Annotated in this window: 20 protein-coding genes; 12 read left to right on the top strand and 8 right to left on the bottom strand. The window is 65.3% G+C overall.

Features of this window, described 5'->3' with window-relative positions; genetic code table 11:
• Positions 1 to 4 precede the first annotated feature (4 nt).
• Positions 5 to 2,836, bottom strand: a complete 2,832-nt coding sequence (locus ACH107_RS07590; RefSeq protein ID WP_412505311.1) for a helicase-related protein — start codon at positions 2,834 to 2,836, stop codon at positions 5 to 7.
• Positions 2,837 to 2,853: 17 nt separating this feature from the next.
• Positions 2,854 to 3,417, bottom strand: coding sequence for a hypothetical protein (locus tag ACH107_RS07585; RefSeq protein ID WP_412505310.1), 564 nt, complete (start codon positions 3,415 to 3,417; stop codon positions 2,854 to 2,856).
• A 69-nt stretch (positions 3,418 to 3,486) separates the two neighbouring features.
• Here ACH107_RS07585 and ACH107_RS07580 point away from each other — a divergent pair, with 69 nt between their 5' ends.
• Together ACH107_RS07580 and ACH107_RS07575 are read left to right on the top strand one after the other, a co-directional pair.
• Positions 3,487 to 3,777, top strand: coding sequence for an SCP2 sterol-binding domain-containing protein (locus tag ACH107_RS07580; RefSeq protein WP_412505309.1), 291 nt, complete (start codon positions 3,487 to 3,489; stop codon positions 3,775 to 3,777).
• Positions 3,777 to 4,805 (top strand): alpha/beta fold hydrolase, encoded by a 1,029-nt coding sequence (locus ACH107_RS07575; protein ID WP_412505308.1) that lies wholly within the window; start codon positions 3,777 to 3,779, stop codon positions 4,803 to 4,805. The genes ACH107_RS07580 and ACH107_RS07575 overlap by 1 nt, the downstream gene beginning before the upstream one ends.
• On the opposite strand, the gene ACH107_RS07570 is transcribed toward ACH107_RS07575, so the two are convergent.
• Positions 4,717 to 5,547, bottom strand: a complete 831-nt coding sequence (locus ACH107_RS07570; RefSeq protein WP_412505307.1) for a fumarylacetoacetate hydrolase family protein — start codon at positions 5,545 to 5,547, stop codon at positions 4,717 to 4,719. The two genes, ACH107_RS07575 and ACH107_RS07570, sit on opposite strands and share 89 nt — an antisense overlap.
• Positions 5,548 to 5,641: 94 nt before the next feature.
• On the opposite strand from ACH107_RS07570, the gene ACH107_RS07565 reads away from it, so the two are divergent.
• Entirely contained in the window at positions 5,642 to 6,643 is a 1,002-nt protein-coding gene (locus tag ACH107_RS07565) for a ligase-associated DNA damage response exonuclease (RefSeq protein ID WP_412505306.1), read from the top strand.
• On the top strand, positions 6,640 to 8,235 hold the full coding sequence (locus ACH107_RS07560; protein WP_412505305.1) for an ATP-dependent DNA ligase: 1,596 nt from the start codon (positions 6,640 to 6,642) through the stop codon (positions 8,233 to 8,235). The genes ACH107_RS07565 and ACH107_RS07560 overlap by 4 nt, the downstream gene beginning before the upstream one ends.
• Before the next feature lie 9 nt (positions 8,236 to 8,244).
• On the opposite strand, the gene ACH107_RS07555 is transcribed toward ACH107_RS07560, so the two are convergent.
• A complete protein-coding gene (locus ACH107_RS07555; protein ID WP_412505304.1) occupies positions 8,245 to 9,681 on the bottom strand; it encodes an alkaline phosphatase D family protein in 1,437 nt (478 codons plus the stop codon).
• Positions 9,682 to 9,773: 92 nt separating this feature from the next.
• On the opposite strand from ACH107_RS07555, the gene ACH107_RS07550 reads away from it, so the two are divergent.
• The gene (locus ACH107_RS07550) at positions 9,774 to 11,594 is read left to right on the top strand and encodes a M3 family oligoendopeptidase (protein WP_412505303.1); all 1,821 of its coding nucleotides are present in this window, start codon (positions 9,774 to 9,776) and stop codon (positions 11,592 to 11,594) included.
• Between the two features lie 129 nt (positions 11,595 to 11,723).
• On the opposite strand, the gene ACH107_RS07545 is transcribed toward ACH107_RS07550, so the two are convergent.
• From ACH107_RS07545 to ACH107_RS07530, 4 genes are all read right to left on the bottom strand, one after another.
• Positions 11,724 to 11,993 carry a DksA/TraR family C4-type zinc finger protein gene (locus ACH107_RS07545; protein WP_412505302.1) on the bottom strand — a complete coding sequence of 90 codons (270 nt, stop codon included), beginning with the start codon at positions 11,991 to 11,993 and terminating at the stop codon, positions 11,724 to 11,726.
• Positions 11,994 to 12,038: 45 nt separating this feature from the next.
• Complete coding sequence (locus tag ACH107_RS07540) at positions 12,039 to 13,112, bottom strand: alpha/beta hydrolase (protein ID WP_412505301.1); 1,074 nt, start codon at positions 13,110 to 13,112, stop codon at positions 12,039 to 12,041.
• A 62-nt stretch (positions 13,113 to 13,174) separates the two neighbouring features.
• On the bottom strand, positions 13,175 to 14,071 hold the full coding sequence (gene rpoH, locus ACH107_RS07535; protein ID WP_412505300.1) for an RNA polymerase sigma factor RpoH: 897 nt from the start codon (positions 14,069 to 14,071) through the stop codon (positions 13,175 to 13,177).
• Positions 14,072 to 14,247: 176 nt separating this feature from the next.
• Positions 14,248 to 15,273, bottom strand: a complete 1,026-nt coding sequence (locus ACH107_RS07530; RefSeq protein ID WP_412505299.1) for an RluA family pseudouridine synthase — start codon at positions 15,271 to 15,273, stop codon at positions 14,248 to 14,250.
• On the opposite strand from ACH107_RS07530, the gene ACH107_RS07525 reads away from it, so the two are divergent.
• The 7 genes from ACH107_RS07525 to ACH107_RS07495 form a co-directional block, all read left to right on the top strand.
• The gene (locus ACH107_RS07525; protein ID WP_412505298.1) at positions 15,272 to 15,574 is read left to right on the top strand and encodes a DUF6476 family protein; all 303 of its coding nucleotides are present in this window, start codon (positions 15,272 to 15,274) and stop codon (positions 15,572 to 15,574) included. The two genes, ACH107_RS07530 and ACH107_RS07525, sit on opposite strands and share 2 nt — an antisense overlap.
• 871 nt (positions 15,575 to 16,445) lie before the next feature.
• Positions 16,446 to 18,131, top strand: coding sequence for a methyltransferase domain-containing protein (locus ACH107_RS07520; RefSeq protein WP_412505297.1), 1,686 nt, complete (start codon positions 16,446 to 16,448; stop codon positions 18,129 to 18,131).
• A gap of 68 nt (positions 18,132 to 18,199) precedes the next feature.
• Positions 18,200 to 19,078 carry a methylenetetrahydrofolate reductase [NAD(P)H] gene (metF, locus tag ACH107_RS07515; RefSeq protein ID WP_412505296.1) on the top strand — a complete coding sequence of 293 codons (879 nt, stop codon included), beginning with the start codon at positions 18,200 to 18,202 and terminating at the stop codon, positions 19,076 to 19,078.
• An 11-nt stretch (positions 19,079 to 19,089) separates the two neighbouring features.
• The gene (locus tag ACH107_RS07510; protein ID WP_412505295.1) at positions 19,090 to 20,163 is read left to right on the top strand and encodes a homocysteine S-methyltransferase family protein; all 1,074 of its coding nucleotides are present in this window, start codon (positions 19,090 to 19,092) and stop codon (positions 20,161 to 20,163) included.
• Positions 20,160 to 22,829 carry a methionine synthase gene (metH, locus tag ACH107_RS07505; protein ID WP_412505294.1) on the top strand — a complete coding sequence of 890 codons (2,670 nt, stop codon included), beginning with the start codon at positions 20,160 to 20,162 and terminating at the stop codon, positions 22,827 to 22,829. Before ACH107_RS07510 ends, metH begins: the two co-directional genes overlap by 4 nt.
• Before the next feature lie 42 nt (positions 22,830 to 22,871).
• Positions 22,872 to 24,056, top strand: a complete 1,185-nt coding sequence (gene metK, locus ACH107_RS07500; RefSeq protein ID WP_412505293.1) for a methionine adenosyltransferase — start codon at positions 22,872 to 22,874, stop codon at positions 24,054 to 24,056.
• Between the two features lie 28 nt (positions 24,057 to 24,084).
• A partial coding sequence (locus ACH107_RS07495; protein WP_412505337.1) for an adenosylhomocysteinase occupies positions 24,085 to 24,228 on the top strand: 144 nt, incomplete at its 3' end.

The following is a 24,228-nucleotide window of genomic DNA, read 5'->3' as shown; positions in this document are numbered from 1 at the left end:
CGCCTTACTGCTTGTCCTTCAGGCCCATCAGCGCAGCGGCGAAGGGGTTGTCGGGGTCGATCTTGTCCTTCTTCTCGGGCTTGGCCGAGAAGGATTTCGGCCCCTTTTCCCGCTCTTGGCGCGGCTTTCCCTTGCCCTTGGGTTTACCCTTGGCGCCCTTGGGCTTCTGCTGCCCCTGCGGCCGGCCGCCGCCCCGCGCGCGCCCGGCCCAGGTGAAGGTGAAGAAAACCTCGGTTTCGGGCGCATCCGCATCCGGGGCCGTGCCGGGGACGGCTTCGTGCTCCGGCGTGGCGGGAAGATCGGCCGCGGCTTCAGGCTCCTGCGGCGGTGGCGCGACGACGGGCGCGGCGCCCTCGTCGGGGATCGTTTCCACCGCGTCGGCGGCCGTGTCCGGTTCGCCGCCCGCCGGGGTTTCATCAGCCGGTACCGGCGCATCGGCCATGGCCGCGTCGACCGGCTTGACCTTCTCGCGTTCGCCGCGTTCCGCGCGGTATCCCAGCCCCTGCATCAGGTCCGCGAACTGTTCCAGCGTCATGCCGGTGATCGACAGCATGTCGGCTGTCGCCTCGAACCCGGCCCGGCTGTCCTGATTGCGCAGCATGTCGGCCAGCCGTTCCAGCATGTCGATGCGGATGGCCCGGGTGCCAGCCGCGCGATAGCCTGCCATGGAATGATAGCCGCGCGGCACGCCTTCGGCCGCCGGCACGGTGACAAGACCCGGCGGGGGCGATTCGGGGAACGTGTCGAGACCCTGCGCCAAGGACCACAGCACCAGCCGCAGCCGGGTCGGCGCGGGTTTCAGCAGAAGCGGCATGAAGATCGTGAACTGCCCGAAGCGCACGCCGTGCTTGCGCAGCTGGCCGCGCGCGTCCTGATCGAGCGCGCGCACCTCGTCGGCCACGTCGCCGCGCGGGATGATGCCCATGGCCTCGACCATCTGGAAGCCGAACCCGCGCGCAAGGCCGGTAAGCGCCTCGTCGCGCTGGATGTTCAGGAGCGGCTCGAAAAGCGTCGCGACCTTCCGATCAATGAAATGCTGCAACCGACGCTGGACCTTGCGCGCCACGTCATCGCCCGCGGCGTCATCGACGAAGGCAACCGCCTCGGGCTTTAGCGGATCGGCGCCCGCTTTCAGCTTGCCAACCGCCTGCTCGCCCCACATCAGACCGCCCTGTTCGGTGAAATCGATCTCGGTATCGGGCGCGTTGTAGAACCTGTCAGCCTTGAGGTGGAAATGCGGCGCGAGCGCCTGTAGGCTGGCCTGCGCAAGGGTCTTGGCCTCCTTCCCCGCTGCCGCCTTGTCCTGGATGAAGCGGAAGCCTTCGAGGCGGCCGACGAATTCGTCCTCGACCGTCACATCACCATTGTCGTTCACTTCGGCCACCATGGCCTCCTTCTGCTTGAGCCGGCGCAGCAGCACCGACGTGCGCCGATCCACAAATCTTTGTGTCAGCGCCCCGTGCAGGGCATCCGACAGGCGGTCTTCTATCGCGCGCGTGGCCTCGCGCCAATGGATTTCGTCCCGAACCCAGCCTTTTCGCTGCGCCACGTATGTCCACGTTCGGATATAGGCCAGACGTTTCGACAATGTGTCAATGTCGCCATCGGTGCGGTCAAGCCTGCGGATCTGCCGGGCAAGCCATTCTTCGCCGATCCGGCCGTGTTCGTGCAGATCACCGTATATCGTGCGCAGGAGACCGGCATGCTCGGCATGGCTGATGCCGCGGAAATCCGGGATGCGGCACACATCCCAGAGCAGGCGCACCGACGGCCCGTCCGAGGCCCGCGCGCGAACTTCGGCCTCGTGGGCGAGGGTCTTGAGCGCGCCGAGATCATCGGCTTCCCGCGCGCGGGCCAGCCACAAGTCCTGCGGCTTTTGCTCCAGCGATGCGATCAGCCGGTCCACGCTGCCGAATTGCAGGGCCGCGTTGCGCCATTCGAGCTTGCGTATCGGTGTGAAGCGGTGGTCCATGATGGCCTGCGCCACCTCGTCTGCCAGTTCGGGCGCTTCGCCCGTCACCCCGAAGGTGCCGTGGCGCATGCCCCGCCCCGCCCGACCGGCGATCTGGCCCAGTTCGTTCGGGGCAAGAGGCCGCATGCGGCGGCCGTCGAACTTGGACAGCGACGAGAACGCCACGTGGTCGATATCGAGGTTGAGCCCCATGCCGATGGCATCCGTGGCCACGAGGTAATCGACATCGCCATTCTGGTAGAGCTCGACCTGCGCGTTCCGCGTGCGCGGGGACAACGCCCCCATCACCACTGCCGCGCCGCCTTTCTGACGTTTCAGCAGCTCCGCGGTGGCATACACATTATCAACCGAAAAACCAACGATTGCGCTACGCGGAGGCATCTTGCTTATCTTTTTGGAACCTGAATACGAAAGCTGCGACATCCGCTCCCGGCTCAGGAACTCAACGCCGGGGACAAGCGCCGCGATGGCGCCGCGCATGGTGTGACTGCCGAGGAACTGCGTCTCGTGCTGGCCGCGCATCCGCAGCAGCCGATCGGTGAAGACGTGGCCGCGCTCGGGGTCGGCGCAAAGCTGTATTTCGTCGATCGCCACGAAATCGGCGCCCAGCCCCTCCGGCATCGCCTCGACGGTACAGACCCAGTACTGCACGCGGTCGGGGACGATGCGTTCCTCGCCGGTGACAAGCGCCACGACCGACGGGCCGCGTAGCGCCTTGATCCGGTCATAGACCTCGCGCGCCAGCAGGCGCAGCGGCAAACCGATGACGCCCGTCCTGTGGCCCAGCATACGCTCGATTGCGAAATGGGTCTTGCCTGTGTTCGTTGGCCCCAGAACCGCGAGGGTTCTCGCCTGCTCGGCCATCTCGGGTATTCCCTTTGTCAGAGATCCGCGCCACCCACCTCGGGCGCGACGCGTTCCACCGCTCCAGATAAGCCTTCGTGATACGGATGTATAGCCAAGGCGCGTCGATAGGCATCAAGCGCCATCGCCGGGCGGTTCACCTCTTCCATCATGCTGCCGAGGCTGAAGATCGCGTTGAAGTGTCGGGGGCGCAAGGCAAGTGCCCGCTCGAGATCGGCGATCGCCGGGCCATAGAGATCGGCTTTGGCGTACGCGATGGCGCGCATGTGCCAGCCCTCGGCAAACTCGGGCGCGTGATCGGTCAGCGCGGTGAAGAAACCGATGGCCTTGCGCGAATCGCCCGCTTTTAGTGCATCGCGCCCGCGCTTGAGCAGCAGGTCCATCGCGGGCGACCCGGATTTCGACAATTCAAGCTGGATTTCCTTGGCGATGCGGCGCGCATCGGCCGGTTCCGCCGTCTTCAGGTCCGCCAGCAAATTGTCGAGGCGATCCTCGTCGGCCGCCCTGAGCGGCTGCGCGATCAGGATGACCACTGCAAGTGCCGCAACGATAATGTTGAGATTGCCACCAAGTACTCTCATAACGTTGGAGTGTATCTCAACGCGCCGGAAATCAAACCCCGGCGTTTCAAAATGCTGGAGGAGACGCTGATGAGTGACGTGGTCACATCCGCCGTGGCGGCACTGAACGACAAGATGGGTGGCGATGGTTTCGATGGGTCGGCCAAGTTCATGATCGACGGCGAGGGCGCGATCATGGTGGACGGCAACGGCGCCCGCGCCGAGGATGGCGATGCCGACGTGACGCTGAGCGCGGACGCCGACACCTTTCAGGCCATCCTCGAGGGCGACCTCGACCCGACTGCCGCCTTCATGAGCGGCAAGCTTTCGGTTGACGGCGACATGGGACTCGCCATGAAACTGGGCAGCGTTCTGGGCTGATGGAACGCGCGCCCTTCTTCGACGACATTGCAGAGGGTCCGGACGATGGAAATGCATGGTGGCTGACCGCACGCGATGGCATGCGTGTACGCATCGCTGCCTGGGCCCGGCAAGCCGAGAAGGGCACGATCCTGCTGTTTCCGGGACGCTCGGAATACGCGGAGAAATACGGGCGCACGGCCGCTGACCTCGCGGCTTGCGGCTTTGCCACGATCGCCATTGACTGGCGCGGACAAGGGCTTGCCGACAGGATGCTGGACGATCCGATGGTGGGCCACGTACATGCCTTCCAAGACTACCAAAGCGATGTCGCCGCCTTGCTCGACGCGGCGGAGGTGCTCGACCTGCCGCGCCCGTTCTACCTGTTGGCACATTCGATGGGCGGCTGCATCGGCCTGCGCGCGGTGATGGAGGGCCTGCCCGTCGCCGCCTGTGTCTTTTCCGGGCCGATGTGGGGCATCCAGATGGCCGACGCGCTGCGCCCCGTGGCGTGGTCGCTGTCATGGAGCAGCCGCAAGATCGGCATGGGCCACGCCTACGCGCCGGGCACGGAGCCGGAAAGTTACGTGTTGTCCGAGCCGTTCGAGACCAACAAGCTGACCCGTGACAGGGACATGTACGACCACATGATCCGCCACCTCGAAGCGCATCCGGAACTGGGCCTAGGGGGCCCCAGCCTGCGTTGGCTGCACGAGGCGCTCAGCGAATGCCGGGCGCTCCGGCGGAAGCCGTCGCCGCCCCTGCCCTGCCTGACGCTCGTGGGCGACGCGGAGGAAATCGTGGATGTCGGCCGCATCCATGAGCGCATGGCGCGCTGGCCGGGCGGAAAGCTGGAAACGATCAACGCCGGCCGCCACGAGGTGCTGATGGAGGACGCCGCGACACGCGATGCCATCGCGCGGTCAATCTGTGATTTCTTCGATGGTAAAGCCGACACCCCTAGCCGTCGCGACGAACGGTCTGGCACTGACGGCCAAGGCCCGACACCTCCAGCGTCATCACATCGCCAGCGTCGAGGAAGCGCTTAGGGTCCCGCCCCATGCCGACGCCCGGCGGCGTGCCGGTGGCGATGATGTCGCCCGGTTGCAGGCTCATGATGCTGCTCAGATGGGCGATGATCTGAGCCACCGTGAAGATCATTGTGCCGGTATGCCCGGTCTGCATGCGCTCGCCGTTGACGTCCAGCGTCAGGTGCATGTCCCGCGGGTCAGCGGCCATCTCGGGCGTGACAAGCCAAGGGCCAACAGGGCCGAACGTGTCGCAACTCTTGCCCTTTGTCCACTGGCCCGACAGCTTGGACTGGAACTTGCGTTCGGACACGTCGTTGACGATGCAATATCCGGCCACGTGGTCCAGCGCCTCGGCCTCGGTCACGTATTTCGCAGGCTTGCCGATCACGACGCCCAGCTCGACCTCCCAGTCGGAATGCCGCGAATCACGCGGCAGGCAGACGTCATCGTTCGGCCCGACGATCGAGGACGTGGCCTTCATGAAGACGATGGGATGTTCCGGCGGCTCCATGCCGGTTTCCGCGGCGTGGTCCGAATAGTTGAGCCCGATACCGATGAACTTGCCCACCTGCCCCACGGGCGGGCCAAGCCGCGTTGCCGGGTCGACCAGCGGCAGCCCCTCGGGATCGACGCGCGGCAACTCTTCCAGAACCGGGCCGGCAATGTCGGGCACGATGCCCCGCAGGTCACGCACCTGCCCGTCGGCATCCAGCATTCCCGGCGCTTCCTGCCCCGGTTCCCCGTATCTGACAAATCGCATGTCGCCCCCCAAGCTGAAATCACCGCCACAATAACGGCACCGCCATCATCCGCAAGGGGCTGGCCACCGGGCAGGGCCGGGCTATCCTCGGGCAATGGTCTTGGAATTCACACCGCGCGGCATCTATTGCCCTGCAGGCGACTTTCACGTCGACCCTTGGCAGCCCGTGGACCGCGCCCTGATCACGCATGGCCACGCCGATCACGCGCGACCGGGCCACGCGCGCTACATGGCGACCGACGCCGCCGCCCCCGTGTTGCGCCATCGGCTGGGCGACATCGCGCTTGACACGCTGCGCTATGGCGAGCCGTGCCGGATCGGCGGCGCCAGCGTGTCGTTCCACCCGGCCGGCCACGTGCCCGGCTCGGCCCAGATCCGCATCGAGGTGGGCGGCGAGGTCTGGGTCGTTTCCGGGGACTACAAGACCGACGCGGACGCCCTGTCGGAACCGTTCGAGCCCGTGCGCTGCCACAGCTTCATCACCGAATGCACCTTCGGCCTGCCCGTGTTCACATGGCCGGACGAGGCGCAGGTCGCGCGCGACCTCAACACGTGGTGGGCCGCAAACGCCGCCGAGGGCCGGTTCAGCCTGCTGGGGGCCTACGCGCTTGGCAAGGCGCAACGCGTGCTGTCGCTGCTCGATCCGTCAATCGGGCCGATCCTGACGCACGGCGCCGTGGAGAATACGAACGGCGTGCTGCGCGCACAGGGGTTGCGCCTGCCGGCAACCACCCATGTCACGCCCGACACCGACGCAAGCGCCCACCCGGGCGCGCTGATCCTCGCACCACCCGGCGCGCTTGGCAGCAGTTGGGCGCGCCGGTTCCGCCCGGCCTCGACAGGGTTTGCCTCGGGCTGGATGCGGCTACGCGGGGTTCGACGGCGCCGTGGCGTTGATCGCGGCTTCGTCATATCCGACCACGCGGACTGGGCCGGACTGAACAGCGCAATCAAGGACACGGGCGCCGAAAATATATATGTTACGCACGGTTATACTGATGTCTTCGCGCAATGGCTGAACTCTTGCGGGCATCACGCAAGCATCGTGACGACCGAGTTCACGGGCGAGACGCTCGACAGCGGGGAGGCGTCATGAAACGCTTCGCCGCGCTCTATACCACCATCGACCAGACCACCAAGACGGGTACCAAGACAACCGCGCTGGCCCGGTATTTCCACGAGGCCCCCGAGGCGGACAAGCTGTGGACGATCGCGCTGTTCTCGGGGCGCCGGCCGCGCAGGGCGATCACCACGACCAGGTTGCGGGAATGGGCGGCCGAGCGTGCGGGGATCCCGCTCTGGCTGTTCGAGGAAAGCTATTCCATCGTCGGCGACCTGGCCGAGACGATCGCGCTTGTCCTGCCGCCACCGACCGAGAGCCACGACGACAATCTTGCCACGTGGATCGCGCGGCTTCGCGCGCTGGAAGGGGCCGAGGACGACGCGCGGCGCGCGGCCATCCTTGACGCGTGGAGCCGGCTGGACGCGCAGGAACGGCTGGTTTTCAACAAGTTGCTTACCGGTGGTTTCCGCGTCGGCGTCAGCCGCAAACTGATGACCCGCGCGCTGGCGCAGGCAACGGGCCGGGAAGAGGCCGAGCTGGCACATCGCCTGATGGGCGACTGGACACCGGACAGCACCAGTTACCGCGCCCTGATCGAGTCGCCCGACGCCGGCACGAACCTGTCGCGGCCCTATCCATTCTGTCTTGCGCACGGTCTGGACGATACCCCGCCCGAGACGTTGGGCGCGCCGTCAGACTGGCGCGCGGAGTGGAAATGGGACGGCATCCGCGGCCAGCTCATCGTGCGGGGCGGGTCGCATTTCGTCTGGTCGCGCGGGGAAGACCTGATGACCGACCGCTTTCCCGAACTGGCCCGCGCGCGCGACTTCATCCCGCCCGGCACGGTTCTCGATGGCGAAATCGTCGCCTGGGACGGAACGCGACCACTGCCTTTCAACGCGTTACAAAAGCGCATCGGGCGCAAGATGGTGCCCCGGAAGCTGCTGCACGAGGCGCCGGTGATCCTGCTGGCCTATGACCTGCTGGAAGAAAACAGCGCCGACCTGCGCGCAAGCCCGTTTGCCACACGGCGCGTCGCGCTCGACCGGATGCTCGCGGACCTGCCCGACGACGCGCCGGTCCGCCGCTCCCCCCTGATCGCGTTCGATGACTGGCCCAGTCTTGCGCGAACCCGGGCCGCGGCGCGCGACAACCGGGCCGAGGGGCTGATGCTCAAACGTGCCGACAGCCCCTACCATGCCGGCCGCAAGAAGGGTGACTGGTGGAAATGGAAGCTCGCCCCCCTGACGCTGGACGCGGTGATGATCTATGCCCAGCAGGGGCACGGGCGGCGCGCGAACCTTTTCACCGATTTCACTTTCGCAGTCTGGCACGGGGAAGAACTCGTGCCGTTCACGAAGGCCTATTCGGGCCTGACAGACGCCGAGTTCCGCAACATCACCGCCTGGGTCCGCAAGAACACGCTGCAACGCTTCGGCCCCGTCCGGCAGGTGCGGCCCGAGCATGTTTTCGAGATCGCGTTCGAGGGCATCCACGAAAGCCCCCGGCACAAATCCGGTGTCGCCCTGCGATTTCCGCGCATGAAACGCTGGCGCCATGACAAGGCGCCCGCCGAGGCCAACACGCTGGCCGACCTTCAGGACATGCTTGAACATTACGGCTGATACGCGCGGTCAGATCGGCAGCCACCCCGTGCGCCCGGATTTTTCAAGTTCCCACGCCGCGCGCCATTCGTCCCCGTGACGCTCCAGCAGCAGGAAATTCCGTTCGGCCGTGTAGATACCACGCCGGCCCGGCAAGGCGTGCAGCCGCACGGGATGCTCCGGCAGCGGCGCCTCACCGAAACGCGCCAGCGCGTCCAGAACCCAGGCCCATTCCCGGGGCGGCGCGCGATGCGCGATGCCCGACGCGACAAGCTGGTGCACGGGTGCGCCCCGCGCCGCCATCGTGGCATGCGTAGCCAGGTGAATCTCGCCCGACAGCGCCGTGATACGCGTCTTGCCGGTCTCGTGGATCGCCAGTACCTCCTTGAGCATCCGCTGCCATTCCCGTCGATGCGCCCGGCTCTGCCACTGGTCGCGCAGGTCGTCCTCGTATTTTTCCATGCGGTTCGTCAGCAGCATGACCCGTTCCAGCAAGGACAGGCGCGGCCCCAGCAGCGGCACGCTCGACATCAGCAAAACCCGCCGCGGCAGGTCACCGCCCGACAGCCAGTTCTCGAACCGCCGCCAGCCCTGCGGCCCCATGATCCTGTCGCGCCGCCGTTCCGACCGCAGGTCGGGCGCCAGCACCGACAGCCCGGGCAGATCGGCTCGCCGGCCCAGCGTGCTGCCACCCCCCGCACCATCAGGCAGCCGATCAGGCGCGGCGCCCTGCTGGAAAACGAGGAACGCCTCGCGCGCCGCGCCGAACAGCACCTGTCCCGCCTCGCTGTCGCAGACACCCCCGGGCAGGGAACCCCAGCCATCACAGATGTCGTGATCATCCCACATGGCCAGCGAGGGCACACGCGCAGCAAGATCAGCAAACCCGGGCAGGGCATAGAGCGCGGTGTAGCGGCGGAAGAACGCGGCGCGCAGCGCCTCGCGCGCCCCGCGCAGTGTCGCGCCATCAGGGTGCAGCGGCACGTCGTCCGGCCAGCCACGGGTCAGTGCATGGGCCTGCGTCACCTCGTCCGCGTAAATCTGGTCGCCACCGTGCAGCAGCAGGTTGAGCGGCGCCACCCCATGCTCCTCGGCCAGCCGGCACCACATGGCATTGCGCTCCCCCGGGTCGCGCCGGATGTCCCCGTGTTCCTCGCCGTTGCAGGATACGTACCCGATCCTCAGGTCCCCGGTCAGATCGGCCGCGACCTCGTATCGCTGCCCCTCCAGCGCGTAGGAGGCCATCCGGTCATCCGGCAAATCGAACAGGTAACGCCATGCCGTGAGACCGCCCGCCATGGCCAGCCGCTCGGGCGGCACCTCGCCGCCCGCCGCCGAGAGCGGCCCGGGCTCGGCGCCCTCGGGCCGCACGACCAAAGCCGCAAGCGAGGTCCGCCCCGGCCGCCACCCGTTGAAAACCAGGACCGGCCCGGCGCACAGGTCCTGCCGCGGGCTGCTTTCGGCCATCCACCGCCCCCTTTGCAATCGGTCGCGCCGGTCTTGATCCCGGCAGGGCGGTAGACTTATGTGCATGGAACAGAGTTGCAAGAGAGGTTTTCATGCACCATGCTATCCGCCCCGCCTTCGACGCGAACGCCACCGCCGGCAGTGACAACCTCGGCGACCTGCCGGAATGGGATCTGAGCGATCTCTACGCGGGCGAGGACGCGCCGGAACTCAAGCGCGACCTCGACTGGCTGGAAAAGGCATGTGCCGATTTCGCCCGCGACTACGAGGGCCGGCTGGCCGATCTTGACGCCACGGCGCTGCTCGACTGCATCCGCCGTGACGAAAGGATCAGCAATATCGCCGGGCGCATCATGTCGTTTGCCGGGTTGCGCTATCAGCAATGCACCACCGACGGCGGGCGGGCCAAGTTCCTCTCCGATTGCCAGGAAAAGATCACCGAGTACACCACGCCGCTCGTCTTCTTCACGCTGGAACTGAACCGGCTGGAGGAAGACACGCTGAAAGGGATGTACGCGGAAAACGCCGATCTGGCACGCTATGCGCCCGTCATCCGGCGGATCCGCGCGATGAAACCCTACCAGCTGTCGGACGAGCTGGAAAAATTCCTGCACGACATGGGCGTCGTGGGCGATGCGTGGGAGCGGCTCTTCGACGAAACGATCGCCGGGCTCACCTTCGCCGTGGATGGCGAGGAACTGGGCATCGAGGCCACGCTCAACCTGCTCACCGAGCAGGACCGGTCGCGGCGCGCGGCCGCCGCGCACGCCCTTGCCCGCGTCTTCGGCGAGAACGTCCGCACCTTCGCGCGGGTCCACAACACCTGCGCCAAGGAAAAGGAGGTGATCGACCGCTGGCGCGGCATGCCCACGCCGCAGACCGGCCGCCACCTGGCCAATGACGTCGAGCCCGAGGTGGTCGCGGCGCTGCGCGACGCGGTTGTCGCTGCCTACCCCAGGCTCAGCCACCGGTACTACGAGCTCAAGCGCCGCTGGCTGGGTCTCGACAAGCTGCAGGTCTGGGACCGCAATGCCCCCCTGCCCATGGAAGACCGCCGCACCGTGGACTGGGCCGAAGCGCGCGAAACGGTGATGAACGCCTATACCGCCTTCGATCCGCGCATGGGCGAGCTCGCGGAACCCTTCTTCGACCGCGGCTGGATCGACGCGGGCGTAAAACCCGGCAAATCACCGGGTGCCTTCGCCCACCCCACCGTCACCGACGTGCATCCCTACGTCCTGCTCAATTATCTCGGCAAGCCGCGCGACGTGATGACGCTGGCCCATGAACTGGGCCACGGCGTGCACCAGCGGCTCGCCGCCGGCCAGGGCGAGCTGCTGTCCGCCACGCCGCTCACGCTGGCGGAAACCGCCAGTGTCTTCGGCGAGATGCTCACGTTCCGCCGGATGCTCGACAACGCCGCCGACGCCCAGGAACGCAAGGTGCTTCTGGCCGGCAAGGTCGAGGACATGATCAACACCGTCGTGCGGCAGATCGCCTTTTACGACTTCGAGTGCAAGCTGCACGCGGCGCGCCGGGGCGGAGAGCTGACGCCCGATAACATCAACGCGCTCTGGATGAGCGTTCAGGGCGAGAGCCTCGGGCCCGCCTTCGAGTTCATGGACGGCTATGAGACCTTCTGGGCCTACATCCCGCACTTCGTGCACTCGCCCTTCTACGTCTACGCCTATGCCTTCGGCGACGGGCTGGTGAACGCGCTCTACGCGGTGTACGAGGAAAACCCCGACGGCTTCCGGGACAAGTATTTCGACATGCTGCGCGCGGGTGGCGCCAAGCATCACAAGGAACTGCTGGCGCCCTTCAGCCTCGACGCCTCGGACCCGGCTTTCTGGGACAAGGGGCTGAGCATGATCGAGGGCATGATCGACGAACTGGAGGCGATGGAGGAGTGACGCGCTCACCGGCGCTGCTGCACGCCCGTCCCACAGGCCCGGGCCGGAAAACGAAGGGCGGCTTCTTCTCGGGAAAATTACCCCGGGGTGAATTGGCCGCAGGCCAAGAGGGGCAGCGCCCCTGCCCGCTCACTTCAACTGGCTGTCCTTCGAGCCGCGGCGGTTGATCCCGCCGCGCGCCCGCGACGCGCCGTCGCGTTCCTGTTGGCAGTCGATGCACAGCTTCACGCCGGGCAGGGCCTCGCGCCGGGCCTGCGGGATGGGTTCCTCGCAATCGGCGCAATGCGTCAGGCTCTCGCCCACCGGGCGCGTCTGCGCCTGCATGCGCTTCAGTTCATCCTTGATCGACGCCTCGATCTGTTCGCTCACCGCGCCGTCTCGCGCCCATCCGCCTGCCATGCCGGCCTCCTTTTCCGTTACCATAGCGCGCCGGGGCCCGGGGCGTCAAAACTCCTCGGCCGGCGCCTTGAGCACCATGAATCGTTCGAACGCGCGGGCGCCGCGCGTGGCTTGCTCGATCATCCCGTTGATCACGGTGATCGCGGCCGGCGAGGTGACCGGGACGAAATGGTTGAGCCCCTCGCCGTCGGCCAGCGCGGTGAAATCCACCAGCGTCACCCCCAGCCCCGCGACCTGGCCGGGGGAATCGATCACCCCCAGCCGGGGCTTGCGCCCCGTCAGCAGCCCCGCCAGCGACAGCGCCCGGTCCTGGCGCGAGATGAAGATCATGAAGGGCTGCGGAAGCGGGCCGATCGCCTCGGCCTGTCGCCGGAACAGGTCGGGATCAATGTCGGGCGACATCAGCACCACTCCGCTGATACGGTTGAGCAATTGCCTGTCCCCGCGCAACGCCGCCTGCCGAAGCGCTTCCATCACGAGGTGCGCGCCCATCGAATGCGCCAGCAGGAACACCTTTTTCCCCGGTGCGGCCGTCAGGCCCGCCAGAACGGTTTCAAGGTCATCGCGCGCATAAAGCGTGCTGTCGCGGTCATAGACATAGCCACGCGGATCGCCGGCCGACGGCCACGAGAAAAGAACCGACGGCATGTCGAGGTCGAAATCGGCCCGGATCTGCGCCAGCCGGTACATCGCCTCGGACAGGGTGTTGTTGTAGCCATGCACGAAGACCAGCGTTTCGCGCCCCGGGCCGGCGCGGTACACTTCCCGCGCGAAAGCCGCGCGGGACGCCTGCATCGCGGTGTCGGTGACAACGAAATCGGTGGCGGCGTCCGGCGGGCCTTCGGGCCACTCGATGCGGCCGGGCTTGTGCGTCGGCGGTACCGAGATGTCGGCGCGGAAGAAGTTGAGCGCGCGCCCGCGGACCTGCCCGAAGCTGGGACCGGTCCTGTCGAGATGGCGCAATGTGGCCACGTGGATGGGCAGGATCGTGGCGCGCGCGTCCGGTGCGGCGCGCATCGCCGCGTGACGCGGCGCGCAGGCCGCCGCTACACAAACCACGACCAAAACCACCCAGAACCGCGCCCCGTTGCGCCCACCGGCCGTGACACTTTCTTCCATGCGCCCCCTCTCGAATGCTGGACGGGCCGGAAATACGCGTACCACGGCCCGCTGCCAAGCCGTCAGGCGGGGGCAAGCATGCCTTTTTCCTGGGCCAGCGTACGCATGCGTTTCTGCAGCTTCTCGAAGGCGCGCACCTCGATCTGGCGGATCCGTTCGCGGCTCACGTCGTATTGCCCCGACAGTTCCTCCAGCGTGACAGCCTCCTCGTTCAGGCGGCGCTGTGTCAGGATGTCCCGCTCGCGCTCGTTGAGCACGTCCATCGCCTCGCCCAACAATTCGCGGCGCGCCGTCAATTCGTCGTGGCGCTCGTAATCGGCAGCTTGGTCGGCGTCTTCATCCTCCAGCCAGTCCTGCCACTGCATCGTGCCTTCGCCTTCCTGCCCGACAGTGGCATTGAGCGAGGCATCGCTGCCGGACATGCGCCGGTTCATGCTGATGACCTCGTCCTCGGTCACGCCAAGGTCGGTCGCGATCTGCTTGACCTTTTCCGGGTGCAGGTCGCCTTCTTCCAGCGCGCCGATCCGCGCCTTCGCCTTGCGCAGGTTGAAGAAAAGCTTCTTCTGCGCGCTCGTCGTGCCGAGCTTGACCATCGACCAGCTGCGTAGGATGTATTCCTGGATGCTGGCGCGGATCCACCACATGGCATAGGTCGCGAGGCGGAACCCTTTTTCAGGATCGAAGCGCTTGACAGCCTGCATCAGGCCGACATTGGCCTCGGAGATCACCTCGGCCTGCGGCAGGCCGTAGCCGCGATAGCCCATCGCGATCTTGGCCGCCAGCCGCAGGTGGCTGGTCACCATCTTGTGCGCGGCCTCGGTATCCTGCTCCTCGGCCCAACGCTTGGCCAGCATGTATTCTTCCTCGGGTTCCAGCAGGGGGAACTTGCGGATTTCCTGCATGTACCGGTTCAACCCGCCTTCGGGCGATGGCGCCGGCAGATTTGCGTAATTGCTCATTTCCTGTCCCTCCCAATGTTTAGGGGTTTAACATTTAACTGGGTACCGTTCGCCGCGCATTCAAGACTTACTGGACTAAACAGTTTAAAGTACCATGAACCTGCTTCCGGCGTTTTTCGAGCCCCATGTCAATCTTCTCACGGGGTTGTGCGAAACCGTGCGGCAAGGCACGTCGCCTACCCGCGCAGAGCCACGAGAAGATCGGCCATGTCCCGCGGCAAGGAGGCTGCGAACCGTAACCTTTCGCCGCTGACCGGATGCTCGAACCCCAGTTCGGCCGCATGCAATGCCTGCCGTGAAAATTCGCGCACGGCATCGGCTGCCGCGACCGAAACGGACTTGGCGGCCAGTTTTCGGCGCCCGCCATAGACCGGATCACCGATCAGCGCGTGGCCCGCATGCGCCATATGCACCCGTATCTGGTGGGTTCGGCCCGTTTCCAGCCAGCAATCCAGCAACCCGGCAACCGCGGGATGGCCGAACCGCTCCGCGACCCTTGCCCGTGTGACGGCACGCCGTCCGCCGGCAAACACCACGGCCTGTTTCTGACGGTCCGTGCGATGGCGGGCCAGTTGCGTGGTGATCCGGATGACATTGCCGGGCTCGAACGCCACACCCGGCACCCCGCGCAAGCGTGGATCATTCGCCTCGGGCACACCATGGACCACAGCGCGATAAAGCCGGTCCACGGTATGCCTCTCGAACTGCGCCGCGAGACCCTGATGCGCACGGTCTGTCTTGGCCACGACGAGTAGCCCGGTGGTGTCCTTGTCGATGCGATGCACGATCCCGGGACGGCGCGCGCCGCCGACGCCGCTGAGGCTGTCACCGCAATGGTGCAGCAACGCGTTGACAAGTGTGCCGCCCGGGCTGCCCGGCGCGGGGTGCACAACCATGCCAGCGGGCTTGTCGATGACGATGAGCTCCGCGTCCTCGTAAACGACCTCGAGCGGGACCGCCTCGGGCGCGACGTGGCTCTCGACGGGCGCGGGCAGCGCGATCTCGATCAGGTCCCCTTCAGACACCCTCACGCGCGGATTATCGGCCGTTCTGCCGTTCACGCGCACCGCGCCCTCGACGATCAAGTTCGCCAGGCGCGTGCGCGACAGGGACGCGGACTCTGGCACATCGCGGGCAAGCGCCTTATCAAGACGGCGCGGCGGATCTGCCGTGATGACAAAATGCAAGGGGGCAGTTCCCATGGATAACGATCCCGCGCCAACGCCGGTCGATCCGGGCATGGTGAAATACCTGCGCCTGCTGGTGACAATCCTGACAGGCACGATGATTCTGGGCTTCATAGTCATCGTGGCCGTTTTTGTCACCAAGTTCCCGGGTGATGCCGGGCCGGCCTTGCCGGACAGGATCACTCTTCCCGATGGCACGGCGCCCGCGGCTTTCACGCGCGGCGACGACTGGTACGCGGTCGTGACGGACGACGACCGCATCCTGATCTTCGACGGCGCGACGGGCACGCTGCGGCAAAGCATCGACATCGAGTGATCCGGCGCACTTTGCTTGATCTTAGTATTGGGGGGTCGCCCATCAGTCGATACGTGCCGTGCGCAAATGACAAGCCATCTGACGGAAACGGTAACGGCACCTTTGGCACATCATGAAAAAGCTCCATCCGTTTTAAGCTACACGTAAGAAATTATTCGACACCCCTGTATAGTCGCATTGCGCGAAAAACCTCGTGATCACTGTGCGACTTCCCCCGAATACCCGAATCGAATCGGTCGTTTTCACAACGTGCAAATTTTCAATGCATCATGATGTAAATATCGCCAAATCAGCCCCTCTTGGCGTGCGCGACGGCCGAAGTAACTTATCTCAAATTATTAACTTATTGTTTTATTTATATTATTTAAAACACCCAGCTTCCGGACCGGGATACAGGCAGCCTCTGGGTCTGCTTGTCTGACGCGTCGTGTCCTTTGCGGTGAGTTGCGGGATCACAACTGGAAACAGGGCATGTTCCACATGCCGCCTCGGCGCCACCAGAGCCCACGTATAGCGTACTCTCGGGCTTGTGCGTGTTTCCCAACCCGGTGATGCATTGTGTGGCAAACTAAAAATTTTTATGAAAAAGTCGCATACAGGACTTGAACACTCGGCCTTGTTTGTTGATGCTGCAACTGCGATATGCCCGGTGAAGATGTGCTTCGTTCCTCGAAATACCGCCGGGCCGCGGATGCGAATTCCGCACCGGGGACGAAGCGTAAATCAGGGCCGCGCGCCACACCATGCGCAGCGGCCCGAAACAGCGAAGATGGAATTGGGCTGTCCGTGCAGTGAGTGTGCGGCCCGCCCGTACGCCCGGCGGCGGACGCCATACGCCCGGCGGGGCGGATATTGCGACGTGGAGAGAGACATGAAAGATCACAAAGGCGGCAACGCGGAACTGACCATGACGGATCAGGCCTACAGCGACGACCCGCTGGCCGACCGTGAAACAGATCACTATCGCAAGGAATACGTCGTATCCTTCGTGGATAAGTGGGACGAATTGATCGACTGGCACGGACGCGCCGAGAGCGAGGGCCAGTTCTTCATCGACATCCTGCGCGCCCGCGGCAAGGAACGCGTTCTCGACGTGGCCTGCGGCACCGGCTTTCACTCCATCCGCCTGACCGAGGCCGGGTTCGACGTCACGGCGTCGGACGGGGCGGCGTCGATGGTCGCGAAGGCGTTCGAGAACGGTCAGTCCCGCGGGCTCATTCTCAAGACGGCGCAGGCTGACTGGCGCTGGCTGAACCGTGACATCCACGGCAAGTACGACGCGATCGTCTGTCTTGGCAATTCGTTCACGCACCTTCACAAGGAATCGGAAAGGCGCCGCGCCCTTGCCGAATTCTACGCGGCGCTCAAGCATGACGGTATCCTGATCCTCGATCAGCGCAACTACGATGCGATGCTCGATCACGGATTCTCCAGCAAGCACAAGTACTACTACTGCGGCGACCAGGTGACGGCGGAGCCGGACCATGTCGACGAAGGGCTCTGCCGGATGCGCTATTCCTTCCCCGACGGCTCGTCCTACACGCTCAACATGTGCCCGATCCGCAAGAACTACATGCGGCGCCTGCTGTCCGAGGCGGGGTTCGAACGCGTGCGCACCTACGGCGACTTCCAGGAGACCTACGCCGAGGACGATCCGGATTTCTTCATTCACATCGCCGAGAAATCCTCGCTTCACCTCGTCCGCTGGGGTGGTAGCAGCGAGGATGGCAAGGAAGACATCCGCGACATCACCGAGGATTACTACGACAGCGATGACGCCGACACCTTCTACTCCACGATCTGGGGAGGCGAGGATCTGCATATCGGTCGTTACGCCACCACCAAGGACATCCGCGAGGCGAGCGACCTGTCGATCGAGGCGATGATCGGCAAGCTGCCCCCGATGACCGCCGACACACGCGTGCTTGACCTCGGCGCCGGCTACGGCGGGGCGATGCGCACGGTGGTGCGCAAGACCGGGTGTGAAGCCGTCTGCCTGAACATTTCCGAGACCCAGAACGAGTACAACCTCGGCAAGGTACGCGCCGCACGGCTTTCCGACAAGATCGGCATTCGCCATGGCGTGTTCGAGGACGTGCCGGAAAAGGACGAGACCTTCGACGTTGTCTGGAGCCAGGACGCCTTCCTGCACTCCGACCAGCGCGACAAGGTTCTGGCAGAGGCGTGGCGCGTTCTCAAGCCCGGCGGGCACCTGATCTTCACCGATCCGATGCAAGCCGATGACGTCCCCGAAGGTGTGCTGCAACCGGTCTATGACCGCCTTCAGCTCAACAGCCTCGGCAGCCCGCGCTTCTACCGTGAAGCCGCCGAAGCGCTCGGCTTCGAGACGGTCGAACAGGAGGATTCGGTGCAGGATCTCCGCAACCACTATTCGCGGGTCCGCGAAGAGCTTCTGGCGAATTACAACAAGCTGCGCGAAAACGGCGCGTCGGCCGAATACCTCGACAAGATGGCAGTCGGTCTGGAAAACTGGGTGAAGGCCGCCGATGACGGCCATCTCGCCTTCGGTGTCCAGCATTTCCGCAAGCCCGGCTGAACCGCGCGGCGGGGGCGTCTCGCCCCCGTCCGCACCTTTAATACGCAACCAAGAACGGAGAGCCGCAGATGACCGGGACATCCCCCGATCACCCACTGGCTATATCTTTCGAACTTTTCCCCCCCAAGACCGAGGCCGGTATCGCGCGCCTTGGCGAAACGGTGGATCAGTTCGCGGCAGTAAATCCCGACTACTTCTCGGTGACATACGGCGCCGGCGGGACAACGCGCGACCGTACGGCCCGGGTGGTGGACATGGTCGGCAAACGCGCCGGCGCGCCGGTCGCGCATCACCTGACATGCGTCGGGGCCACGCGGGCCGAGATCGACGCGCAGGTGCAAGGACTTTGGGCGCGCGGCATCCGCCGCATCGTTGCCCTGCGCGGGGACCTGCCCGATGGCGAAACTGTTCCGGCCGACGGGTACCGCGACGCGGCTGAACTCGTCGAGGGACTGCGCCGCATCGCGGATTTCGACATCTCGGTTGCCGCCTACCCCGAAGTCCACCCCGAAGCCGCCAGTCCACAGGGCGATGTCGAGCATCTGAAACGCAAGATCGACGCGGGCGCGGCGCGGGCGATCACCCAGTACGCCTTCGATACCGATAACGTGCTGCGTTTCATCGACCGCGCCCGGAACGCGGGCATCGACGCCCCGATCGTGCCGGGAATCATGCCCGTTGCCAACTTCGCCAGCCTGAAACGCTTTTCGGAAGGATGTGGCGCCTCTATACCCCGCTGGATGGAAGCGATGTTCGACGGTCTAGACGACGCGCCGGAAACGCGCGCCATGGTTGCCACCAGCGTGGCGACGGAACAATGCCGCCGCCTGATCGCGGCGGGCGTGACCGAGTTCCATTTCTACACGCTCAATCGCGCGGATGTCAGCCTGGCCATCTGCCGGGCACTCGGGCTGACGCCCGATATCCGCGCCGAGACCGCTGCCTGAGGACAAGAAGAATGACCAACGCAAGCTCTGTCGAAACCCATACCGCGCAGCGCATCCTCGTGCTTGACGGCGCGATGGGCACCATGATCCAGCAGGACAAGCCGGACGAGGCCGCCTATCGGGGGGAACGTTTCGCCGACCACCCGCAGGACGTGGGCGGCAACAACGAACTGCTCAGCCTGACGCAGCCGGACCTGATCCGCCGCATTCACACCGATTTCCTCGAAGCCGGGGCCGACATCCTGTGCACCAACACGTTCGGGGCCAATGCCATCAGCCAGGCTGATTACGGGATGGAAAACCTGGTGCAGGAAATGAACGCCGAATCCGTTCGCCTCGCGCGGGAAGCGGCCGACGCCATGGCCACGCCCGAGCGGCCCCGCTGGGTGGCCGGCGGGATCGGGCCGACGAACCAAACGGCGAGTATCTCGCCTGACGTGAACGACCCGGGCTATCGCGCCGTCACCTTCGACGACCTGGCCCGCGCCTACGGCGAGGCCGCGCGCGCCCTGATCGAGGCCGGGGTCGACCTGATCCTTGTCGAGACGATCTTCGACACGCTCAACGCCAAGGCCGCGCTCTATGCCATCGACAGCCTGGCCGACGAGGGGCTGACGGTGCCGCCCCTGATGATCTCGGGCACCATCACCGACCGGTCGGGCCGCACGCTGACGGGCCAGACACCCGAGGCCTTCTGGGTGTCGATGAGCCACGCCCGGCCCTTCTCGGTCGGACTGAACTGCGCACTGGGGGCCGACGAGATGCGCCGGCACGTGCGCACCCTGTCCGAGGTGGCCGACACCCGCATCAGCGCCTATCCCAATGCCGGCCTGCCCAACGAAATGGGCGGCTATGACGAGACACCGGAAGAGACCTCCGCGCATCTGGGCGACTGGGCCGAGTCCGGGCTGGTCAACATCGTCGGCGGCTGCTGCGGCACCACGCCCGATCACATCCGCGCCATCGCGGACGCGGTGGCGGGCAAGACCCCGCGCAAAATCCCTCAGACGGTGCGGCGCATGCGCCTGTCAGGGCTCGAAATGTTCGAGGCGCCGGGCACCACCAGCACGGAGGATGCAGCATGACCAGCGTTTCCAGTTTCATCAACATCGGCGAGCGCACGAACGTCACCGGCTCGGCCCGCTTCAAGAAGCTGATCATGGAGGGCGACTACGGTACAGCCCTCGACGTGGCGCGCGACCAGGTCGAGAACGGCGCGCAGATCATCGACGTGAACATGGACGAGGGGCTGCTCGACTCCGAACAGGCCATGATCACTTTCCTGAACCTGATCGCGTCGGAGCCCGACATTTCCCGGGTGCCGGTCATGCTGGACAGTTCCAAGTTCGAGGTAATCGAGGCGGGGCTGAAATGCGTTCAGGGCCGCGCGGTAGTCAATTCCATCTCGCTCAAGGAAGGCGAGGATGCGTTTCTTGAACAGGCCCGCACGATCCGCCGCTACGGGGCGGCCGTGGTGGTGATGGCCTTTGACGAGAACGGGCAGGCCGAAACCGCGCAGCACAAGTTCGAGATCTGCCGGCGCTCCTATGACCTGCTGGTCGAAAAGGCGGGCTTCCAGCCGTGGGACATCATCTTCGACCCCAACATCTTCGCCGTCGCCACCGGCATCGAGGAGCACAACGATTACGCCAACGCCTTTTTCGAGGCGATCAAGCTGATCAAGGCGGACATGCCCGACACCCATATCTCGGGCGGGCTGTCGAACGTTTCGTTCTCGTTCCGCGGCAATAACGCGGTCCGCGAGGCGATGCACTCGGCCTTCCTCTATCACGCGATCCCGCTGGGCATGGACATGGCCATCGTCAACGCGGGCCAGATCACCGTCTATGACGACATCCCCGAGGAACTGCGTGACACTGTCGAGGACGTTCTGTTCAACCGCCGCGACGACGCGACCGAGCGGTTGCTGGACATCGCCGACAAATACAAGGGCAGCGGCGAGGCGTCCAAGAAGGAAGATCCGAAATGGCGTGAGCAAGCGGTCGAGAAGCGGCTGGAACACGCGTTGGTCCACGGCATCACCGATTATGTGGTCGACGACACCGAGGAATGCCGCCAGCGCGCGGACAAACCGCTCGACGTGATCGAGGGGCCGCTGATGGACGGCATGAACGTGGTCGGCGACCTGTTCGGCGCGGGCAAGATGTTCCTGCCGCAGGTGGTGAAATCGGCCCGCGTCATGAAGACGGCCGTGGCGCACCTGCTGCCCTACATGGAAGAGGAAAAGCGCCTTGCCGGCGACACCTCGGCCAAGGGAAAGGTGCTGATGGCCACCGTCAAGGGCGATGTCCACGACATCGGCAAGAACATCGTCGGCGTCGTGCTGCAGTGCAACAACTATGACGTCGTCGACATGGGAGTCATGGTCCCCACCGAGGACATCCTTGCCAAGGCCAAGGAGGAAAAGGCGGATATCATCGGGTTGTCGGGGCTGATCACGCCCTCGCTCGACCGGATGGTAGAGGTGGCCGGCGAAATGACCCGGCAGGATTTCGACATACCGCTGCTGATCGGTGGCGCAACCACGTCCAAGAAGCATACAGCTCTGAAGATCGCGCCTGAATACGAGAATGGCGTGATCCACGTCGATGACGCCTCCAAGGCCGTCGGGGTCGTGTCGCGCCTGCTGTCGAAAACGTCGGGCGACTACCTCGACGAGGTGCGCGGCGATCAGGTCACGATGCGCGACGGTGCGGCCAAGACCACCGAGCGCAAGACCATGCCCATCACCGAGTCGCGGGCCCGCGCATATGACGCGGACTGGGACGGGTACACTCCGCCGGCCCCGCAGACTCCGGGCCTGACGCGCATCGACGACATGCCCGTGGCCGAACTGCGCGATTACATCGACTGGACACCGTTCTTCGCGACGTGGGAGATGCGCGGCCGCTTCCCGGATATCCTCGACGATCCGGACAAGGGTGAAACGGCGCGCGAACTCTATGACCGTGCGCAGGACATGCTTGACCGGATCGAGCGGGAAAACTGGTTCCAGCCGCGCGGTGTCGTCGGCTTCTGGCCGGCAAACCGTGATGGCGACGATATCATCGTCTGGCAGGACGAGACCCGCAAATCCGAGGCGCTGCGCCTGCCGCAACTGCGCCAGCAGGCCATGAAATCGGGTGACAAGCCCAACATGAGCCTTGCGGATTTCATCGCGCCGACGGGAAAGCCCGACTGGATCGGCGGTTTCGCCGTCACCGCCGGGCCGCAGGTTCACGACATATCCGACCGTTTCAAGGCCGAGGAGAACGACTACGACTCCATCCTCGTGCAGGCCCTTGGCGACCGTATCGCCGAAGCGTTCGCCGAGGCGCTGCACGAGCGCGTGCGCCGGCAGCTGTGGGGATACGCGCCCGACGAGGCGCTTTCCAACGACGACCTGATCCGTGAAGGGTACCATGGTATTCGCCCCGCCCCGGGGTATCCGGCCTGTCCGGACCACACCGAAAAGCGGAGCCTTTTCGACATGCTCGACGCCACCGCGCATACCGGGCTCGAACTGACCGAAAGTTGCGCGATGTGGCCCGCCGCGGCGGTCTCGGGCTTCTATTTCGCCCACCCCGAGGCGCGCTATTTCGGCATCGGCCGGATCGGCGCGGATCAGGTGGCCGACTACGCGGCCCGGAAGGACATGTCGATCGAAGAGGTCGAAACGTGGCTTGCCCCGAGCCTGGGCTACACGCCGTCAAAGCGCGGGGGGCAAACCTCCGACCGCAAGATCGCCTGACTTGTCAGGCGCAAACAAACCTTAAAAGAGGAGAGGAACGAGATGAGCGACAAAACATGGCTTTTCACCAGTGAGTCCGTGTCCGAGGGGCACCCCGACAAGGTGTGCGACCGGATTTCGGACGCGGTGCTGGATGCCTACCTCGAAGCGGATCCGATGTCGCGCGTGGCCTGCGAAACCCTGGCCACCACCGACCACGTCACCATCGCCGGCGAAGTCCGCGGCCCCGAGCATGTACGCCAGCACGTCGAAGAGCTGGCCCGCCAGGCGGTCAAGGACATCGGCTATGAGCAGAAAGGGTTCTCGTGGAAGACCTGCGCGGTCGAGAACCTGTTGCACGAGCAATCCACCGACATCGCCATGGGCGTCGACGAAGGCGAAAAGGGCGAGGAAGGTGCCGGCGACCAGGGCATCATGTTCGGCTACGCCTGCAATGAGACAGACGAGCTGATGCCGGCGCCGATCCAGTTTTCCCACCGGATCCTGCGCTACATGGCCGAGGACCGCAAATCGGGCGTCCAGCCCAAGTTCGGCCCCGACGCCAAGAGCCAGGTGACCCTGCTGTATCGCAACGGCCAGCCCGTCGGGCTCGACACCGTCGTCGTCTCGACACAGCACATCGAGGGCGTCAGTCAGGACGAGGTCCGCGAGATGGTGAAACCCTACATCGAGAAGGCTTTTCCGTCGGACTGGAAACTGCCGGACGAGAAGCTGATCGTGAACCCCACGGGCAACTTCGTGATCGGCGGGCCGGACGGCGACGCCGGGCTGACGGGCCGCAAGATCATCGTCGACACCTATGGCGGCGCGGCGCCCCATGGCGGCGGTGCGTTCTCGGGCAAGGACCCGACGAAGGTTGACCGCTCGGCCGCCTACGTTTCGCGGTACCTCGCCAAGAACGTCGTGGCCGCGGGCCTCGCCGACAAGTGCCAGATCCAGCTGGCCTACGCCATCGGCGTGCCGGAACCGGTTGCCGTCTACGTCAACACGCTGGGCACCGGTCGCGTGGACGAGGAGAAACTCGCCTCCACGCTGCGCGAAATGGTCCGCCTGACCCCGCGCGGCATCCGCGAGCATCTCGACCTGCTCAAGCCCATCTATGCGCGGACCGCGGCCTATGGCCATTTCGGCCGCGAACCCGGGACCGATGGCGGCTTCTCGTGGGAGAAAACAGACTTGGCCGACGAACTGGCACGCACTTTCGGTGCGACTGCCGCGGCCGAGTGAAACAAGACAAAGTCGGAGGACGACAACAATGAATAAACCAGAAACACTGACACCCGAGGATTGCGCGATCCGCGACATCTCGCTTTCGGATTTCGGCCGTCGGGAGCTTGACATTGCCGAGACGGAGATGCCGGGTCTGATGGCGCTTCGGGCGGAGTACGGGGATGCGAAG

This window comes from Roseovarius halophilus (ex Wu et al. 2025) (assembly GCF_047086965.1).
Note: the sequence above shows the minus strand (reverse complement) of the source record. Positions and strands in the feature narration are given on the sequence as shown.

Bases quoted from the DNA above. Each gene is read 5' to 3' on its own strand.
- ACH107_RS07550 (WP_412505303.1), top strand. From the start codon at position 9,774: ATGCACCATGCTATCCGCCCCGCCTTCGACGCGAACGCCACCGCCGGC.
- ACH107_RS07575 (WP_412505308.1), top strand. From the start codon at position 3,777: ATGGAACGCGCGCCCTTCTTCGACGACATTGCAGAGGGTCCGGACGAT.
- metF (WP_412505296.1), top strand. From the start codon at position 18,200: ATGACCGGGACATCCCCCGATCACCCACTGGCTATATCTTTCGAACTT.
- ACH107_RS07570 (WP_412505307.1), bottom strand. From the start codon at position 5,547: ATGCGATTTGTCAGATACGGGGAACCGGGGCAGGAAGCGCCGGGAATG.
- metK (WP_412505293.1), top strand. From the start codon at position 22,872: ATGAGCGACAAAACATGGCTTTTCACCAGTGAGTCCGTGTCCGAGGGG.
- ACH107_RS07540 (WP_412505301.1), bottom strand. From the start codon at position 13,112: ATGGAAGAAAGTGTCACGGCCGGTGGGCGCAACGGGGCGCGGTTCTGG.
- ACH107_RS07555 (WP_412505304.1), bottom strand. From the start codon at position 9,681: ATGGCCGAAAGCAGCCCGCGGCAGGACCTGTGCGCCGGGCCGGTCCTG.
- ACH107_RS07510 (WP_412505295.1), top strand. From the start codon at position 19,090: ATGACCAACGCAAGCTCTGTCGAAACCCATACCGCGCAGCGCATCCTC.
- ACH107_RS07545 (WP_412505302.1), bottom strand. From the start codon at position 11,993: ATGGCAGGCGGATGGGCGCGAGACGGCGCGGTGAGCGAACAGATCGAG.
- ACH107_RS07560 (WP_412505305.1), top strand. From the start codon at position 6,640: ATGAAACGCTTCGCCGCGCTCTATACCACCATCGACCAGACCACCAAG.
- metH (WP_412505294.1), top strand. From the start codon at position 20,160: ATGACCAGCGTTTCCAGTTTCATCAACATCGGCGAGCGCACGAACGTC.
- ACH107_RS07590 (WP_412505311.1), bottom strand. From the start codon at position 2,836: ATGGCCGAGCAGGCGAGAACCCTCGCGGTTCTGGGGCCAACGAACACA.
- ACH107_RS07565 (WP_412505306.1), top strand. From the start codon at position 5,642: ATGGTCTTGGAATTCACACCGCGCGGCATCTATTGCCCTGCAGGCGAC.
- ACH107_RS07580 (WP_412505309.1), top strand. From the start codon at position 3,487: ATGAGTGACGTGGTCACATCCGCCGTGGCGGCACTGAACGACAAGATG.
- ACH107_RS07525 (WP_412505298.1), top strand. From the start codon at position 15,272: ATGGATAACGATCCCGCGCCAACGCCGGTCGATCCGGGCATGGTGAAA.
- rpoH (WP_412505300.1), bottom strand. From the start codon at position 14,071: ATGAGCAATTACGCAAATCTGCCGGCGCCATCGCCCGAAGGCGGGTTG.
- ACH107_RS07520 (WP_412505297.1), top strand. From the start codon at position 16,446: ATGAAAGATCACAAAGGCGGCAACGCGGAACTGACCATGACGGATCAG.
- ACH107_RS07530 (WP_412505299.1), bottom strand. From the start codon at position 15,273: ATGGGAACTGCCCCCTTGCATTTTGTCATCACGGCAGATCCGCCGCGC.
- ACH107_RS07585 (WP_412505310.1), bottom strand. From the start codon at position 3,417: ATGAGAGTACTTGGTGGCAATCTCAACATTATCGTTGCGGCACTTGCA.